This window comes from Guptibacillus hwajinpoensis, from assembly GCF_020171785.1.
In the GTDB taxonomy this organism is placed as follows: Bacteria; Bacillota; Bacilli; order Bacillales; family Guptibacillaceae; genus Guptibacillus; species Guptibacillus sedimenti.
In genome coordinates this window covers 45,177-62,433 of the sequence record NZ_JAIVAE010000014.1, presented here as the reverse complement: position 1 = coordinate 62,433, position 17,257 = coordinate 45,177, and the positions used below count along the sequence as shown (strand labels likewise).

The window sequence follows — 17,257 nt, the reverse complement described above, 5'->3', positions numbered from 1 at the left end:
ATCTATATCACTTTTTATAACATAAAATCGACATTTGTCGAAAGAATGTACACCACTTGTCTAATTAATGTATAATGAAGTAAACTTAGATGGAAAGGTGGTTCTTACGTTGACGAGTAAAAATATCCAAAAGGAAAAATTAGCGGTTGATCGGTGTATGAAACATCTAGAGGTCGTTAACGTAGAGCCGAAAGTAAGACAGCTGATTTCAATGTATTTAACTTCTATTTATCGAGAAGCCTATCAGGAAGGTTATCAGGATGGAGAGAAAAACGTACAATTGGAGGCAGAACCAGGTATAATCAGATAATTAGTTGAATTTATAATAAAATAGGCTATAATGAAAATAATATTTGATCGTCAGAGCGAAAGAGAGTAGTGTCTATTGACGGATAAAGCGATACGGGGATGGTGAAAGCCCGGAACCTAATTAGACATGAACCGGACTTTCAAGACACTGTTTTGAACTTTAGTAGAAACAGTCGGGCTCGTCCGTTATCCGAGTGAAGTTGGCTCAAGTATCTTTGTTGAGCAATCAGAGTGGTACCGCGGAAAAAATCTCCGTCTCTATTAGAGAGACGGAGATTTTTTTGTTTAAGTCAAAAGCGTTTAATGCCATAAGGAGGAAGATGTAGATGTATAAAAAGATCATTGCAGACAAACTCGTTCAAGCATGCGGTGGAAAAGTAAAGAGTAGTGAATTAATGCAACGCATTGAAATTCCGAAATATGAGTCACATGGTGATTATGCATTTCCATGTTTTCAACTTGCTAAGTTGGAAAAAATGTCCCCTAATCAAATTGCGACAAATCTTGCTAGTCAATTGAACGATCCTCTATTTGAGAAAATAGACGCCGTTGGTCCTTATGTCAATGTGTTTCTCAATAAGAAAATGGTTACGAGTGATGTTATTAATCAGGTCCTTAGTCAAGGAGAAGAGTATGGGAGCTCCGATTTAGGTAAAGCCGGGGCGGTAACGATCGATTTGTCATCACCTAATATTGCGAAACCTTTTTCAATGGGACACTTACGCTCAACGGTGATTGGGAATGCTCTAGCGTTAATTGTTGAAAAAGTTGGCTATCGTCCTATTCGAATTAATCATCTTGGAGATTGGGGTACGCAGTTTGGAAAGTTGATAACGGCGTATCGTAAGTGGGGGAATGAGCAAAAAGTTCGTGAACAAACAATTAAAGAACTTCTTAAATTATATATTTTGTTTCATGAAGAAGCAACCGCTGATCCTTTACTAGAAGATGAAGGGAGAAAGGCATTTAAAGAGTTAGAACAAGGCGATTTAGAAGCTGTGACGCTCTGGAAGTGGTTCCGTGAAGAATCTCTTAAAGAGTTTAATCGTATTTATGACCTCATGGGCATCACATTTGATTCGACAAATGGAGAAGCTTTTTATAACGATAAAATGCAGCGAGTGATTAAGATGCTAGAAGAAAAGGACCTGTTAGTGGAATCCAATGGTGCCATGGTTGTTCAGCTTGCAGAAGATCTCCCTCCATGCTTAATTAAAAAGAAGGACGGAGCCTCTCTTTATGCCACTCGCGATTTAGCAGCAGCGATTTATCGTTATGAAACATATGGCTTTAGTGCATCTCTATACGTAGTAGGGAATGAACAAAGCCTTCATTTCAAACAATTAATTGAAGTTCTAAAAAAGTTAGGATTCAAATGGGCAGAGCAAATGCACCATATCAACTTTGGGATGATGCTTAAAGATGGAAAGAAAATGTCAACGAGAAAAGGGAAAGTCGTTTTGCTTGAAGAGGTGCTAAGTGAGGCGATTGAACTTGCAAAAGAAAATATTGAAGATAAAAATCCCGATTTAGCAAACAAAAGTGCTATTGCAGAACAAATTGGGGTTGGGGCCGTCTTGTTTCATGATTTAAAGAATGATCGTCGAAATGACATCGACTTTTCCCTTGAAGATATGTTACGAGTTGAAGGAGAAACTGGTCCATATGTACAGTACACACACGCTCGTGCTTGTTCCATTCTACGTAAAGGGAATTATCAAAAAGTAGAAAATGTCGAAATGCTAGAAGGTGAAGAAGCCTGGTCAGTGGTCACAAAACTTCGTCAGTTCCCACATGCGATTGAACGAGCAGCTACTGAATATGATCCTTCTCAAATCGCAAAATTTGTTTTAGAACTTTCACGTGCTTTCAACAAATACTATGGGCAAGTCCGTATTTTAGAAGAGAACTCATCCAAACAAGCTAGATTACATCTAGTTATGGCGGTATCAATTGTTTTGAAAGAGGGATTGCGATTACTTGGTCTTCATGCACCTGAAGAAATGTAAAGAAGCAGCCCAAATTAATGGGTTGCTTCTTTCACTTGTTCAAATCAGTATCTTCAATCATTCCTTCTGAAGCCTGTTCTTCATAGTCATCCAATTGATCCTCATATCGTTCGTGCCGTTCATTAGGAACGACACCAGTGGGTTTACCGTCAATATCAGCCGATAAAAAAGTTTCGATTTCTTCAACATACCCATTTAGTTCATTCGAATCGATATACATGCGATCATAGCTCATTTGCTGATCATTAAAATCAGAAGGGGTTTCAGATGTTCCGTATCTTGCGGTTCGTTGCCAGGAGTCTTCAGCGTCAAAAAAATTCGATTCTTCATCATCATTTATATGCTCACTGAATGATTGACCAAGTACATCTTCTTCTGCAGGTCTTTGGTTTGACGTTTTTTGTGACGGGCTATGTTCGACGCAGGTTTTGGCAGTGGGGAGAATGGAAAGCCTTTCGATGGAGATCTCATTTCCGCATATCTCACATCTACCATATTTGCCGTTACTTATACGTTCAAGTGCATTGTTAAGTTCAGCTAATTCTTGTTTCGCATGTTCATTCAATGAAAGATCTTTTTCTCGCTCATAAAGTTCTGTAGCTGTATCGCCAGGGTGATTATCATAATTTGAAAGTTCCCCCGTAGAATGTTGGACAAAGGATTGAGAAATTCCAAACTCATCATTATCAACCAATTCTTCATTGAGTGCTCTAATACGTTTTTGAATTGTATTTTTAAATGAGCGGAGTTGACCTGTCGTTAGCATTGAAAAATCTCCTTTCGTTTGTTTATGTACGTAGTATGAACTAAAATACCTTGAGTTACTTCTGAAAATAATTCCATGAGGCATGGATGAAATACCATTAATTTGGAAAAAGTAACGAGGTAGTTGACGAGAAGCTGGTGATGAGATGAAGAGAAACGTGTACCCACTTGAAGTTCTTCTTTGGAGTATTGCCTTTCCCGGATTTGGACAAATTTTAAATAAAATGTATTTAAAAGGTGCTTTTTTTATTGTTTTAGAGTTTGTCATCAATGTAAATGCAAATTTAAACATGAATATTCTTTATAGTTTTCAAGGTAAAACCACTCAAGCAATTGAAGTGACTAATTATGAGTGGGCGATGTTTTATCCATGTGTTTATCTATTTGCCATTTATGAAAGCTATTTATGTGCTTTAGAAAGGTCCGGTCAACAAGCAAGGAAATACCTTTCACTCCCCTTTGTTTCCGGTGCTTATTTTTCTACTGTGGGAGTCATATTTTCAAATTTAGGCGGTATTCCTTTTCCACCCACATTTGTCGCTATTTTTGGTATCGTTTTGGGAGTGGGTGTTGGAAGTTTGGTACGCACTTTATTAATTCGCTACGTGTAAAAGAACCAAAAAAGCCATGAAGCAAACTTGCTTCATGGCTTTTGAGCGATGAGTTTTAGTTTAAGATAATATCTCCGTTTCTAAACGCTCGTCTCCGCTTTTCGTGTCTAGCTGCAGTGGGCAGGGTCTCGATCGCTTCACCCAATCAAATGAACACAAAAACCGTGTTCTTTTGATTGGCCTCCAGCGTTTGTCGACCCTAAACGCCCACTTCCGCTTTTCATGTCTAGCTGCGACTCGCAGAAACTGCGATATTTCGCTCTTTCACCAGAACACCAAAGGCGTGTTCTAGTTCAAGAACTCCAATATCTCCGTTTCTAAACGCTCGTCTCCGCTTTTCGTGTCTAGCTGCGTGGGCCAAATCCTCCGGCTGTTTCGCTCTTTCGATTGAGACAAAAAGCGTCTCATTCGAAAGGGCTCCAACATCCTGCGGATTTAAACGGGCCCACTCCGCTTTTCTATTAAATCTCACTCATTCTGAATTCTGCTGATTGTAGTTCTTCGGCGTCTTTTTCGCGTTCTTTTCTTGCCCATTGGAAGAAGATGTAGCCAAGGGCGCTGCCGTATGATAATTCTTGGATGATTTTCATGATGATTCCGCCTAGCTGTTGGTCTTCCATAATTCCTAGCGGCTTGAATTGGTCAAATAGTTCAGGTGATACGGTTGTGCCACTAGGGACACAGTATCCCATTGCATTGGCCCATACGGTCGGGTCTGTATAGGTTGCGTAAAGTGGAGTAGTTGCGAAAATGATTAATGCACATGCTGGTGTTAGTAGAACGCCATCTGCGAAAATATAGCCGAGCTTCTTTACACCTGATAACGTGTCATATTCAGGTACTGGACAGACGAGTGGCCACCACATCGCGAAAGCTGTCACAATCAGAGCTGCTTTATAGAAATTTTGAGCTGTGTAATGGACCATTAAGTAGTCGAATATTTCTGGTATGTGATAAAAAGAAAACAATCCATTAAACAAAAGCAATGAAATAATTGGGACAGTAAAAAATTGAACGATTTTGCGGATAACTTTGACATTTAGTAATGGTCGAAGCAACCATGCGGGTGTCCCAACGAGAATAAGAGGTGGCGCCACTAAATAGACAAGAGCCATTTCAGTCATGTGAATACTGAGTAATAAATGTCCCATTAGTGATAATGGTCCACCGAGTCCAATGTAAAATAAGGCAACCCCAATTAAGAAGAAGATCTTTTTATAAAGGGGGAAGGGTGATGAGTCTTTAAAGCTATCTTTCCAGGGTCCTGTAAGAAGTAAATAGAAGCCAGCGATAACAATCGCAGCTACGAGAATTCCAGGGCTCCAGAGAGCACTAAACGAAAACGTGCTCGTTAATTGTTCCCACATAAGGAACACCTCCATCTATGATCATAATACTGTTTCGTAAATGTTGACCGTTTTCATCATACCACATCATGAACAGGCATCCTATCTTATGATAGGAAAGCCTTTACTTTTTCTTCTCTTTCTATTGTAAAAAGGATTGAAGGTGAACTCAAGGGAGGTTCAAGAGTTTCTGTGAAGGAATCGTGACAGCCTGATGTTGACAATAGACTGATGACTTTCATACAATGACAACAGAGTGAAATATGAATAATTGTTCATATAATGAAACGGGGGGAGATTCACTTGGATAATCAAGATAAGGATCTTACAAATGAAGAAATGGATTTAGATGAAGAAACGCTTTTCATTGTTTCACAAACCTTCAAAGCTCTTGGTGATCCTACAAGGATACGGATCTTGAACTTACTAGCTGATCGGGAATGTGCTGTTAGTGAAATAGCAGATGTCCTTCATCTTTCACAGTCGACTGTGTCGCATCAGCTTCGCTTTCTAAAGAACTTACGATTAGTTAAGTTCAGAAGAGCCGGAACAAGTATCTTTTATTCTCCTGACGACCAACATGTGATGGCATTGCTTCATCAAGCGATTCATCATGCATGTCATGATTGAACTTATGTTAGAATAGTACGGAAACGTTCAAGAAAGCAGCGAAAAGGTAAGCGAATATTCGATATACTATTGATGTGAATGATAAAGTGAAAGGAGAATGGCTTCGTGTTATCCAAAATAAAACAGCACAAAACGGAATCTGCTGTTATTTTCCTAGCCTTTGTTCTACCTTTTATAACGATGATTGTCATTGGGGTATTGTCTATTTACTTATCATACAGCGGATAGTACCTGAGAAAGGTGGAGCTAATATGGATATAGGGTCAATTTTAGTTTATATGTCAACGGGACTTTTCTTTGTTGTGTTTGGTATGTTTGGATTTTTCTTATACATGTTAAAGCGGAAAGAAAAATCCGTTGAGCAAGAGGAGATTGAGAATAATGAGAACTAAAAATATTCGTCTCCTGATTATTTTATTGGCGTTAAGCGCAGTCTGGGGAGTAGTCTACTGGGTTTGGGCGTTTAGTAATGGGTAGCAAGCCTTTTCGATAGATCGAGAGGCTTTTTTTCATGAACCGGAACACTATTTATTCTCTAGGAGGAGCTATGGATTACATTCAGGAACTTAGAGCGCTTGTCGGGAGTCGACCACTTATATTACCAGGTGTAGCAATTCTGCTATTTGATCAATCAAAATCAAATCTTCTTATGCAAAAAAGGACCGATAATAAAAGATGGGGATTAACAGGCGGATTTATGGAGCCAGGAGAGTCATTCGAAGAAACGGTAGCTCGTGAAACTTATGAAGAATTGGGAATAACCATCCAAAACTTAACTTTTGAATCGATTTTTTCTGGAGAGAATCTTTATTACCAATACCCAAATGGGGATGAAGTTTTTAGTGTGATTGCTGTCTATTCTGGGCAGTGTGCAAGTGATGATTTTAGATTAGACGAGAAGGAAGTATCTGAAGTGAGATATTTTCAAATCAATGATTTGCCAGATAACATAAATCCAAATCATCAAATTGTGCTGAAACAGTTAGGCTATTAGCTTAGCGTAAAGTCCATTGACAGGTTTATGACAATCGGATATGCTTAAATCAGGTTAAATGTTTAAACTTTTAAACAGATAGGGGCTTACTGTGATGAATAAAGAAAATGACCATCATGAAGCGCGTCAGCTTTTTCGTAAAAGTACGCCGATCTTTCAGGCGCTTGGCGATCCCTACAGGCAAGATATTATCCTGTTACTTAGTGAACACGATTGTCTAAGCGTGAATGAGATTACCGAGCAATCAACCCTGTCTCGTCCAGCGATTTCACATCATCTTAAAATTTTGCGTGAAGTTGGCCTTGTTTCAGTCGAACAGAAAGGAACAACACGTTTCTATTCTCTTCAACTTGAAGATGGTGTAGCTATATTGAAAATGCTACTAGATAAAGTAGAAGAGACTTGCTTTTAAGTCTTCTACTTTCTTTATTAATTAATATGTTCAAATGTTTAAACTTTAAGAAATAAATGAGGGGTGGATTTGATATGTCCGAAACAGCATTAATTACAGGGGCATCTGGAGGTCTAGGGGCAGATATTGCCACGTTATTCGCAAAAGATGGCATACACTTAATTTTAGTGGCGAGAAGTAAAGAGAAGCTAGAGTTACGAGCACAAGAATTATCAAAATATGGTGTGCAAGTCGATCTAATCGTTAGTGATCTAGCAAAGCCTGGGTCTGCTGGTGAATTATTTGAACAAGTAAAAGGTCTTGGAAAGAAAGTAGATTATTTAGTGAACAACGCAGGTGTTGGTCTATTCGGTAAGTTCGTAGAAACCGATTTGCAGAAGGAATTGGACATGCTGTATTTAAATATTAACTCTCTAACCCATTTAACGAAGTTAGTTTTGGAAGAGATGACGGAACGCGGTAAAGGTAGCATACTAAATGTAGCTTCTACAGCTGCATTTCAGCCTGGTCCTTTAATGGCAGTCTATTATGCATCAAAAGCTTATGTACTTTCTTTTTCTGAAGCGATCGAAAATGAGTTGAGGGGGACGGGGGTAACCGTATCAACTTTGTGCCCTGGGCCGACAAGAACCGATTTTAGTAACCGTGCTAACCTTGAGAAGTCAAAACTTTTTGATGGAGGTACAATGGATTCCATGTCTGTCGCAAAAGCAGGATATGAAGGAGTAAGAAACGGAAAGAGTATCATTATTCCAGGTACACAGAATAAAATTCTAGCTAAATCAATCCGCTTCATTCCTAGAAAAGTTGTAACAGGGATCGTGAGGCGTATGCAACAAGAAAAATAGATGAAATTTGTTTTATCTAATGATAAGCATGAATCGTGATGGATTCATGCTTAAGTTCATGAAATGATCGCATCTATCTTAATCATGATATGGCAACTTTCCTTATTTTGAGATAAGGTAGAGAGAGAATATTATTCCAATTTCTATGGAGGTTAATCTAATGAAGAAACGCTTCTTATTCGTTACGGGATTAATGACACTACTGGTCATACTTGCTGCTTGTGGGAAGGATGTTCCCGACGACCTTGACTGGGAAGTGCAGGACTTTACATATACGGATCAGACGAATAGCGAGTTTGGTTTAAGTGATTTGGATGGAAAAGTGTGGATTGCTGATTTGATTTTCACAAATTGTGAGACAGTTTGTCCGCCTATGACAGCAAATATGTCCCAACTCCAGGATAAGCTTGCAGGAGCGGATGTGGATGTAGATCTTGTATCTTTTTCTGTTGATCCAAAGCGAGATACACCTGAAGAATTAATGAAGTTCTCGGAGAAATTTGATGCCGATTTATCAAACTGGCACTTCTTAACTGGTTACGATAATGAGGAAATTAAACGTTTCGCAGAGAGTAGTTTTAAAACAGCTGTAGATGCAGATCCAAATTCAGATCAATTTATTCATGGCACTGCTTTTTATCTTGTGAATAAAGATGGCGTGGTCGTGAAAAAGTATTCTGGCGTTTCGAATGTCCCTTATGAAGAAATTGTCGATGACGTTAAAGCTTTACAATAAGTTAAAACCAGTCCTTCAAGAAAAAGGACTGGTTTTTTTATGGGGAAGTCAAAAACTCTGTAAAATTGACAAAAAAGAACATGATTTCTATAATAACCTTGGAAAGCGATAACAAAATGTTGGTTAATTCCATGAATTAGGCAAAGGTTTGAAGAAGCTTGAAGAATGGAAAGTTCACTATATTAGGAAGATTCGGTATTGTTTCTACTAGAGCTTGCCGGTTTTTTCAGTGCTGATAGACCAGAGAAGGAGAGAAGATCATGGCAGAAAAGCGTCCAATTACAGTAGCAACCGGAGACGGAATCGGTCCGGAAATCATGGAAGCAACACTAACTATCTTAGAACAAGCTGGGGCTGAGATTGAGCCTGAATTTATTGATGTTGGAGAAAAAGTTTACCTTACGGGTAATTCAACCGGTATTCCTCAAGAAGCATGGGATTCATTGCGTCGAACAAAAGTACTTTTAAAAGCACCCATTACAACACCACAGGGCGGTGGTTATAAGAGCCTAAACGTAACAATACGTACAGCGATGGGATTATATGCAAACGTTCGCCCTTGCGTATCTTATCATCCTGTCGTTGAAAACAAGCATCCAGATATGGACCTTGTGATTGTTCGTGAAAATGAAGAGGACCTTTACTCAGGTATTGAGCATCAGCAAACGCCAGACGTTGTGCAAAGCTTGAAGCTCATTTCTCGCCCAGGTTCTGAGCGAATTGTTCGTCACGCTTTCGAATATGCTCGCAAAAATAATCGTAAGAAAGTAACCTGTCTTGTGAAAGATAATATCATGAAATTAAGTGACGGTCTTTTTCATCAGGTATTTAAAGAAATTGCAGCAGAATACCCTGATATTGAAGCGAATAGTTACATCGTTGATATCGGTATGGCTCGTCTTGCTGATTCCCCAGAAGAATTTGATGTGATCGTCACGTTGAATTTATATGGTGATATTGCTTCTGATATTGCAGCTCAGATTGCAGGAAGCGTTGGTTTAGCGGGTTCTGCAAACATCGGAGATCAAATTGCGATGTTTGAAGCGATTCACGGAAGCGCTCCTGATATTGCTGGTAAAGGAATTGCAAATCCATCTGGTCTGCTTCATGGGGCAATTATGATGCTCGTGCATATTGGACAGCCTGAAGCAGCAGAGAAGATTCATAACGCCTGGTTGAAAACAATTGAGGACGGTGTCTTAACAGGTGATATCGCAAAAGGAAAAGACGCTGTTGGAACGAAAGAATTCGCTAATGCTGTTGTAGAGCGGCTTGGTCAGTCTCCTTCAGTGCTAGAACCTGTCGTATATAGTAAAGAAGTGGCTGATGATCAAGAAGAAACGAATCGTCCAAACTATGTTCCTGAACGTGAACTTGATGGAACAGATGTATTTTTATTTAATAATACATTAACGATTGACGAGATTGCTGAGAAGCTTACGCGTGCAGCATCAGCTAGCAATCATGAATTTGTGATGATGACAAATCGTGGCGTTAAAGTATATCCAAACGGATTCTCTGAAACGTTTTTATCCGATCACTGGCGCTGTAGATTCCAACCAATTGAAGGAAAGAAAGAAACGCAGGGTGCCATTCGCGAGTTATTAACACAAATTGAATCAGAGGATTTAGACTGGATTAAGATTGAGAATTTATACCGCTTTGATGGGAAAATTGCCTATTCATTAGCACAAGGACAATAAGGAACGAAAGCGTGCCAAATCGGCACGCTTTTTTATTTTACTGCACATTTTTTAGGAATTGGATAAATTAAACTGAATTGCAAAAACTACATAGAGAAACCGTGAATGTGTGGTGAATAAAATGTTTCGATGGTTGAAAAAAAATCGTTCTCCAGAAAAATTAAAAAACCTACCTGAGCTTATTCGCAATCTCCAGGATTCAGGTGATTTTCTCCATTATGAAAGCAAGCAACAGGATAGTTCATTTTTTATTTACTACTTTAAAACGCTTGTTCACGAAACGGAATTAAATGATCATATCCTTCCATACCTAGTGGAAAAACCATTAAAGACATTGGAGGATATACCAGAAAGAGTGCCGATCCCAGGTGTTATTCTTTCGAGCGATCTGAAAGAGATCTGTGAGAAAGTGATGCGAGGCTTCGTCATTATTCGATTAAATGCAAATGCAACAGAATGTGCCCTTATTCCATCACAAGTTAAAAAAGCTAGGGCTGTTACACAACCAGAAGTGGAATTCACAGTGGTCGGCTCAAAAGAAGCCTTTGTTGAATCACTTGATACGAACTTGCACTTAATTAGAAAGCGCCTGCCTGTTCATGAATTAAAAGCCTACGAAGTAACGGTTGGCAAGCTGACAAACACAAAAGTTGTCGTTCTCTACCTTGATGGTATTGCAAACGTAGAGAACGTTAATACGGTGAAACAGAGACTTGAAGATATTAACGTTGACCAAATAGTGGATAACTCTGTCATTATGCAGTTAATTACTGATGATAAAAACTCTCCTTTTCCGCAACTGATTGATACGGAAAGACCTGACCGGGCCACGTCTGTTTTGTGTGAAGGAAAAGTTGTTGTACTCTCAGATGGTTCACCACAGGCATTGATCGGACCAACAACTCTGGTCGAGTTTTTCTCTGCATTTGAAGACTATTTTGTTAACTGGATCGTTGCATCAAGTGCTCGTTTGATTCGTATTTTTGCTATTTTGTTCTCCATACTTGTGACGCCGGTTTATGTAGCGACGTTAACCTATCACTATGAGTTAATTCCAAAAGATTTACTCAGTACGTTAGTTAGTTCAAGGCAGCGCATTCCGCTTCCACCAATACTAGAAGCGATCTTTCTAGAATTATCAATTGAACTATTAAGAGAAGCTGGAGCAAGGTTACCTACCAAAGTTGGGCAAACCATTGGTATTGTAGGAGGTATTGTGATTGGAACAGCGTCGGTTGAAGCTGGATTAACGAGTAACGTCTTGCTGATTATTGTCGCGCTGTCAGCACTGGCATCTTTTACAACCCCTGTTTATCGAATGAGTAATACGATTCGTTTAACACGCTTTCCGTTTCTTCTATTCGCTCATCTGTGGGGGCTTCTTGGGGTAACCATATGTTTTTGCTTCTTAATCGCTCATCTTCTTAAGCTCAAATCCTTAGGTCGACCTTTTCTTGAGCCGCTTTATCCCCTACGTGTTCAGGATTTAAAAGATGCGATTATCAGATTGCCTTTAAAATTCCAGAATAAGCGTCCGATTCATTTGCAATCAGAAGATACCGTGCGATTTAAAACTGTTACTGAGAAAGAGAAAAATGACTTTCATGAATAAAATGGAAAGGAGATGCTTTATATGGCAGGACCGGAAGTAAAAGATCAATATAAGGTATCTCCATTTCTCGTCTTTTACCTTGTCCATTCTGTCCAAGTAGGCGTAGGGGTAATGGGGTTTCAACGAATTAGTACCAAATATGCAGGCAACGATGCCTGGATTTCAGTATTGGCAGCGGGACTTAGCTTGAACCTTATCATTTTTCTGATTTATAAAATTATGATGAAGGAAAAGGGGGATCTCATCTCCTTACACCATAACCTTTTCGGAAAATGGATCGGCGGATTACTAAGCTTAATTGCTATCGTGTATTTTATTGCGATGGGTATAACGGTTCTACGAACGTATATTGAGGTGGTTCAAGTTTGGATGTTTCCAGATTTAAATAAGTGGATTTTTGGAACAGTGTTCTTACTCCTTGTTTACTATTGTTTATCTGGGGGTTTTCGAGTGGTAGCTGGGATCTCCTTTTTTGGTGTGGTCATTCCTTTTTATCTGGTTCTTACCATGATATTTCCTTTGTTCTATGGACATTTTCGTGATCTACTTCCTATCTTCAATCACTCCTTAATGGAGTTGTATGAGGGAGTCAAAGGAGCCTCTCTTTCCTATTTAGGTTTTACAACTCTTTTTATGTATCTACCGTTTATCAAAGAGCCAGAAAAATCTCATCGATGGGCACAAGGTGGTCATTTATTGACTGTTTTTATTTATACGACTGTCATGATCACGACAATCGCATTTTTTAGTCCAGAACAACTCCAAAAAACGATCTGGGCAACATTAACGACTTGGAAAATTGCTGAAATGCCTTTTGTACAGCGATTTGAATATATCGGAATTGCTTCATGGGCACTTGTGATCTTACCGAATCTTTGCATTACCATTTGGGCTGCTGGTAGAGGGATTAGAAGGTTGTCAAGAGTTAGTCAGCAAAACGCAACCATTCCAATATTAGTCCTTATCTTAATTAGTAGCAGTTTGTTTGCACGACGAGAAAGTATCGACCTTTTGAATCAGTATACAAGTAAGGTCGGTTTCTATTTTGTCTACATTTATGTACCATTTGTATTTGTCTTTCAGTACATCAAAAGTAAGGTGGGAAGATCAGGATGACTCGACTGTTCATTTTCATTGTGAGTATGTTACTCCTAACAGGATGTGTTCAACGAAGTATCCTGGATGATATTCAAATGGTTACGATTATTGGCTATGATCTTCCTGAAGAAGAAAACGAGGAAGGTCTTATAAAAGGGGTTGCGGTAGCCCCTCAATATCAAGCTGATGGAAGAGTTGATAATAGTGTTTTTGTTCAAACAGCAGCACTTAGTAAAGAAATACGAAGTCAATACAACTCAGAATCCCCAAAACCGTTCGTAAGTGGGAAACTCGAAGTCGCGCTATTTAGTAAAGATATAGCTGAGACAGAAGGCATTATGGAATTAGTAGATACGCTTCAAAGAGATCCTTCTATAGGGTCGAGAGTTTTTTTAGGGATTTCTAATAGCGATATGGAAACGTTACTAAGGACAAACTATGGCAATGTCGACACAGGTACATTTATTCATGATACCCTGAGTCACAATAGCAAGCATGGAATGCTCCCGCAAACTAACCTTCATGATTTTTTATACAATTATTATTCTGAAGGAAATGATCCTTTCCTTCCTCTAGTTGAACTGGATGAAGATAAGGTGAAAATCACTGGGCTTGCTCTATTTCAAGGAGATCGAATGGTTGGATCAATTGATGCCAAACATCTTTTCACGTTTAAAGTTCTTCATCAGAAATTTTCGAGCAATGATTCTTTTACTGTCAAAGTAAATGAAGAAGAACATGCAGCTATATATAATATTGCTTCAAAGCGAAACCTTAACTTAAAGAAAGTGGGGAGTAATAAAATTGAAATTCATGGAAAAGTTCTTGGGGTTATTAAAGAATATTCCGGTCAGAAGCTTACGCCTGCTAAGTTAAAAGAAATTGAAAGGGCGATGGAAGAAGATATCGAAAAAAGGGGAATGGACATGATTGAAGAATTTCAAACCCAAAATATTGATCCACTTGGAATTGGTAATGCTGTAAGAAGTGTCACGAGAGGAGATTTTAATAAGGAGGATTGGAGACAGAAATACCCTGACATGGATATTTCATTTAAAATGAACGTAACGGTTACGGAATCTGGCGTGATTGAATAAAAAATGAATTTTATAGCGCACTTAATTAAGTACGCTATAAAGTGGTTATTTTACTTCAATTTTCTTCTCAATTACTGACGTCAAAGAAACAAGCTCATTCACTACGATTGTAAGTCGTTCCTTTGCTTTTGTTTCAACCATATAGCCTTTCTCATCAAAGCATGTTGGGTCTGCACAGAACTGATCAGGTATCACTAAAGCATATAGGCCTCTCATAACGGTTCTCATATTATTAAGAGCATTAATGCCACCTTTTCCACCTCCACCAACAGACGCTAAAGCGGTAGGCTTAGATTTGAAATGAGAACCTCCTAAGAAATCAAGGGCGTTTTTTAATGCTCCACTCATCCCGTTATGATACTCAGGTGAACAGATGACAAAGGCATCTGCTTTTGTAGCATTGGTGATGAGTCGCTGGACTTCTGGATGATCCAGATCTTCTTTTTTCCCTTTGAATAACGGAAGGTCATGGAAGCCAGCATCGAACGTAAGGACCTCAATTCCTTTCTCATCTAACTGATCAGTCACAGTATTTGTTAAATTTCGTGTCATAGACTTGTCTCTTGGACTGCCGTTCATAACCATTACTTTCATTGTGAAGCTCCTTTCTACTACCTCTATATTCTTTTCATACCTCAATTGTGAGTAAATCAATCTTCTATTAGCGTATTAAAAATCTGTGACACTTGCATCGGAAATAAGGAGGGAGAAATTCTCGTACTTTAGTCTTAGGAATCTTTAAACCAGTTGACTTTCGTTGCATAGAGAGCAGCTTGAGTCCGGTCGTGGAAATTGAGTTTCGATAGTATGCTACTCACATGTGTTTTAACGGTTTTTTCCGTAATATATAAAGCCGATGCAATTTCTTTATTGCTTTTTCCTAACGTGATTTCGTGTAATACATCTCTTTCCCTGGGAGTAAGCATGGAAAGTTTACGTTCTTCTTCTGCGGGGCTTTTCTCGGTCAGGTGTGACATAAGCTGATTAGTAGCAAGAGGGTGAAGGTAGCGATTACCACGATTGGCTTCACGAATCGTATGAATTAATTCATCAGGATCAATATCTTTTAATTGATACCCTTCTGCGCCAGCCCTGATGGCTGGAAGAACATGATCTTGATCTGAAAAGCTTGTTAAGATAATGATTTTGATATGAGGAAGATTTTTTTTTAATTGTTTTGTTGCTTCGATGCCATCCATTTCTGGCATAACTAAATCCATTAAAATGACATCAGGGTTTAATTCTTTCGCTAGTCTGACTGCGTCCGTTCCGTTTGCTGCTTCACCGATAATCTCAATATCCTGCTGTGTTTCAAGAAAAAAGCGCAATCCTTTTCTTACCATAAGGTGATCATCAGCTAGTAGTAGTTTTATCTTTCTCTCCATGTTAATCCCTCTTTCATATTGGCAGTCTAACTTGAACTTTTGTTCCATTCTTTCGTTTACTATCAATCGATAAGGTACCTCCAAGTAGTGAGGCTCTTTCCTTCATTCCTCTAAGCCCAAGGTTGAAATCTCCAACCGCATCTTGATTAAAACCGCTACCCTTATCAAAAATTGTAAGACAGACCTCTTTTTCAGTAATTTGAAGGTATAGGCTAACCTCATCTACTCCTGCATGCTTATGTATGTTGTTAAGTGATTCTTGTCCGATTCGAAAAAGCGCTTCTTCAATTGGTCGAGGAAGAAGTTTAAAGCCCGAGACGTCACAAGTGGGTGATAGACCTAATCCAATCGCGTAGGTTTTCAGTGATGTCATGAGACCGGCTTCAATCCCTACAGGCCGAAGTTGCCAAATTAATGTTCTCATTTCTTGCATGGCTTCTTGAGAAAGCTGTTGAATATCTTGTAATGCATCACTTAGTGCATTGGGCATAGTAAGAATATTTCGTGCACCACGTGCTGTCATAGATAATGAAAAAAGTTTTTGGCTCACTGAATCATGCAAATCTCTTGCAAGTCTATTTCGTTCTTCTGAGAGGATAAGCTCCTGTCTTTTCTCATTAACACGTGATTGCTCGATGGCAAGAGCCAAATGATCGGCAACTGCTCGTAAGATTTCCCTATCACTTTTTGAGAAGGACTCCTCAAACACAAATAATATACCGATATGCTCGTCTCGAATCTTCACTTCTATGGCATGAATGTTAGAAGGTTTTGGGTGAAGGGGAAAAGTGTTCTTTTTGAGCGCAACTGGTTTTTCATTTTGAACAGCCTCGTTTATTTCTTGCAAGGTTTCTTTAGAATAAGCTTCGTTCACCACGCTTAGTTTTCCATTTTTATAGATCGAATGAAGAACATCATTCAGTTTGTTTTTCGAAAAGTAGCCCACTAAAGGCCAGTTGAATAACTCTCCAGTACGGTGCACAATAGCACTAATGAGATCATCAGCACATTCGTGACGCCACGATTCTCGCGTTAATGTTTCTAATTTTAAATAGTTTTCCGCTCGGTTCTGTTCATCTTGATAAAGTTGTATACGTTTAATAGCAGTACCGATTTGAAAAGCAACGGACTCAAGCAGTGTCAACTCATCGTTAGAAAACGACTCTTTACCTGGGGAACCAACATTTAATACTCCAAATGATTCTCCGGCAGCTGTTAATGGGACGGTCGCATGGTGCGTCAGTCCTTCCGTATCACCCGTTTTAAAATGCACAGCATCTTCTAGACGTTTGCATTCGATAATATTGACGGCCTGATTTAATCGTCCGTCCCAATATTTATTTAAACACCAACACGTGCCTTTGCACATCGGTTCTTTCTCGTCTTGAGCAAGGGCAGCGGGTAATCTGACATCAGCTTCACACGTAAATTTGTTTTTATCAGTTGATAAGAAAATCCAACCAGTGTTTAATCCAGTAACACTCAATAAATCTTCAAGAACAGCTTGAAGCATAGGCTTCAAATCTGTTGAACGATTTAATGTTTCTGCAATCGTTTTTAACGTATATAATTCTCGTTCATCACCCATCGATATTCCCCCAATATTCGAACAATTGACAACGTTTATTATACTATAGACGAGGTTATTCTCTAAAGAGTGGTATTTACAAGAGGGCTTGTCAGCGTCATGATCATGCTAAAG

20 protein-coding genes and 1 other annotated feature are annotated in these 17,257 nt (G+C 38.9%); of the genes, 14 read left to right on the top strand and 6 right to left on the bottom strand.

Going from position 1 to position 17,257, the window contains the following annotated elements; all coding sequences use genetic code 11:
* The first annotated feature begins 109 nt into the window (after window positions 1-109).
* Both LCL91_RS18495 and argS read left to right on the top strand, forming a co-directional pair.
* Window positions 110-310, top strand: a complete 201-nt coding sequence (locus tag LCL91_RS18495; RefSeq protein WP_224884526.1) for a hypothetical protein — start codon at window positions 110-112, stop codon at window positions 308-310.
* Window positions 311-354: 44 nt separating this feature from the next.
* Window positions 355-572: a binding site (T-box leader), on the top strand.
* A 63-nt stretch (window positions 573-635) separates the two neighbouring features.
* A complete protein-coding gene (gene argS, locus LCL91_RS18490; RefSeq protein ID WP_224884524.1) occupies window positions 636-2,318 on the top strand; it encodes an arginine--tRNA ligase in 1,683 nt (560 codons plus the stop codon).
* Between the two features lie 31 nt (window positions 2,319-2,349).
* Here argS and LCL91_RS18485 read toward each other — a convergent pair whose 3' ends face one another.
* Entirely contained in the window at window positions 2,350-3,084 is a 735-nt protein-coding gene (locus LCL91_RS18485; RefSeq protein WP_224884522.1) for a TraR/DksA C4-type zinc finger protein, read from the bottom strand.
* Between the two features lie 145 nt (window positions 3,085-3,229).
* On the opposite strand from LCL91_RS18485, the gene LCL91_RS18480 reads away from it, so the two are divergent.
* Window positions 3,230-3,694, top strand: coding sequence for a hypothetical protein (locus tag LCL91_RS18480; RefSeq protein WP_224884520.1), 465 nt, complete (start codon window positions 3,230-3,232; stop codon window positions 3,692-3,694).
* A gap of 226 nt (window positions 3,695-3,920) precedes the next feature.
* Here the strand turns inward: LCL91_RS18480 and LCL91_RS18475 are convergent, their stop codons facing one another.
* Complete coding sequence (locus LCL91_RS18475; protein WP_224884518.1) at window positions 3,921-4,166, bottom strand: hypothetical protein; 246 nt, start codon at window positions 4,164-4,166, stop codon at window positions 3,921-3,923.
* Window positions 4,156-5,061 (bottom strand): cytochrome c oxidase assembly factor CtaG, encoded by a 906-nt coding sequence (gene ctaG, locus LCL91_RS18470; protein ID WP_224884516.1) that lies wholly within the window; start codon window positions 5,059-5,061, stop codon window positions 4,156-4,158. Before ctaG ends, LCL91_RS18475 begins: the two co-directional genes overlap by 11 nt.
* A gap of 318 nt (window positions 5,062-5,379) precedes the next feature.
* Between ctaG and LCL91_RS18465 the strand changes: the two genes are divergently transcribed.
* The 11 genes from LCL91_RS18465 to LCL91_RS18420 all read left to right on the top strand — a co-directional run bounded on the left by LCL91_RS18465 (window position 5,380) and on the right by LCL91_RS18420 (window position 14,170).
* Complete coding sequence (locus LCL91_RS18465; protein WP_160921200.1) at window positions 5,380-5,670, top strand: ArsR/SmtB family transcription factor; 291 nt, start codon at window positions 5,380-5,382, stop codon at window positions 5,668-5,670.
* 105 nt (window positions 5,671-5,775) lie between these two features.
* Window positions 5,776-5,898, top strand: a complete 123-nt coding sequence (locus tag LCL91_RS22085; RefSeq protein WP_255462049.1) for a hypothetical protein — start codon at window positions 5,776-5,778, stop codon at window positions 5,896-5,898.
* Between the two features lie 23 nt (window positions 5,899-5,921).
* Window positions 5,922-6,062, top strand: coding sequence for a hypothetical protein (locus tag LCL91_RS18460; protein ID WP_160921092.1), 141 nt, complete (start codon window positions 5,922-5,924; stop codon window positions 6,060-6,062).
* 155 nt (window positions 6,063-6,217) lie between these two features.
* Complete coding sequence (locus tag LCL91_RS18455; protein ID WP_224884514.1) at window positions 6,218-6,664, top strand: NUDIX hydrolase; 447 nt, start codon at window positions 6,218-6,220, stop codon at window positions 6,662-6,664.
* 94 nt (window positions 6,665-6,758) lie between these two features.
* Window positions 6,759-7,076 carry an ArsR/SmtB family transcription factor gene (locus LCL91_RS18450; protein ID WP_098446544.1) on the top strand — a complete coding sequence of 106 codons (318 nt, stop codon included), beginning with the start codon at window positions 6,759-6,761 and terminating at the stop codon, window positions 7,074-7,076.
* Window positions 7,077-7,150: 74 nt separating this feature from the next.
* The gene (locus LCL91_RS18445; protein ID WP_224884512.1) at window positions 7,151-7,924 is read left to right on the top strand and encodes an SDR family NAD(P)-dependent oxidoreductase; all 774 of its coding nucleotides are present in this window, start codon (window positions 7,151-7,153) and stop codon (window positions 7,922-7,924) included.
* 160 nt (window positions 7,925-8,084) lie between these two features.
* Window positions 8,085-8,660: an SCO family protein gene (locus tag LCL91_RS18440; protein WP_224884510.1), complete on the top strand. Its 576-nt coding sequence runs from the start codon at window positions 8,085-8,087 to the stop codon at window positions 8,658-8,660.
* A 260-nt stretch (window positions 8,661-8,920) separates the two neighbouring features.
* Window positions 8,921-10,363, top strand: coding sequence for an NADP-dependent isocitrate dehydrogenase (locus LCL91_RS18435; protein ID WP_224884508.1), 1,443 nt, complete (start codon window positions 8,921-8,923; stop codon window positions 10,361-10,363).
* Between the two features lie 121 nt (window positions 10,364-10,484).
* A complete protein-coding gene (locus LCL91_RS18430; protein WP_224884506.1) occupies window positions 10,485-11,975 on the top strand; it encodes a spore germination protein in 1,491 nt (496 codons plus the stop codon).
* Window positions 11,976-11,996: 21 nt separating this feature from the next.
* Window positions 11,997-13,091, top strand: coding sequence for a GerAB/ArcD/ProY family transporter (locus LCL91_RS18425; RefSeq protein ID WP_224884504.1), 1,095 nt, complete (start codon window positions 11,997-11,999; stop codon window positions 13,089-13,091).
* Window positions 13,088-14,170, top strand: coding sequence for a Ger(x)C family spore germination protein (locus tag LCL91_RS18420; protein ID WP_224884502.1), 1,083 nt, complete (start codon window positions 13,088-13,090; stop codon window positions 14,168-14,170). Before LCL91_RS18425 ends, LCL91_RS18420 begins: the two co-directional genes overlap by 4 nt.
* A 45-nt stretch (window positions 14,171-14,215) precedes the next feature.
* On the opposite strand, the gene LCL91_RS18415 is transcribed toward LCL91_RS18420, so the two are convergent.
* From LCL91_RS18415 to LCL91_RS18405, 3 genes are all read right to left on the bottom strand, one after another.
* A complete protein-coding gene (locus LCL91_RS18415; protein ID WP_224884501.1) occupies window positions 14,216-14,764 on the bottom strand; it encodes an NADPH-dependent FMN reductase in 549 nt (182 codons plus the stop codon).
* Window positions 14,765-14,898: 134 nt separating this feature from the next.
* Window positions 14,899-15,555 carry a response regulator gene (locus LCL91_RS18410; protein WP_224884499.1) on the bottom strand — a complete coding sequence of 219 codons (657 nt, stop codon included), beginning with the start codon at window positions 15,553-15,555 and terminating at the stop codon, window positions 14,899-14,901.
* Window positions 15,556-15,568: 13 nt separating this feature from the next.
* On the bottom strand, window positions 15,569-17,143 hold the full coding sequence (locus tag LCL91_RS18405; protein WP_224884497.1) for a GAF domain-containing sensor histidine kinase: 1,575 nt from the start codon (window positions 17,141-17,143) through the stop codon (window positions 15,569-15,571).
* Between the last annotated feature and the right edge of the window lie 114 nt (window positions 17,144-17,257).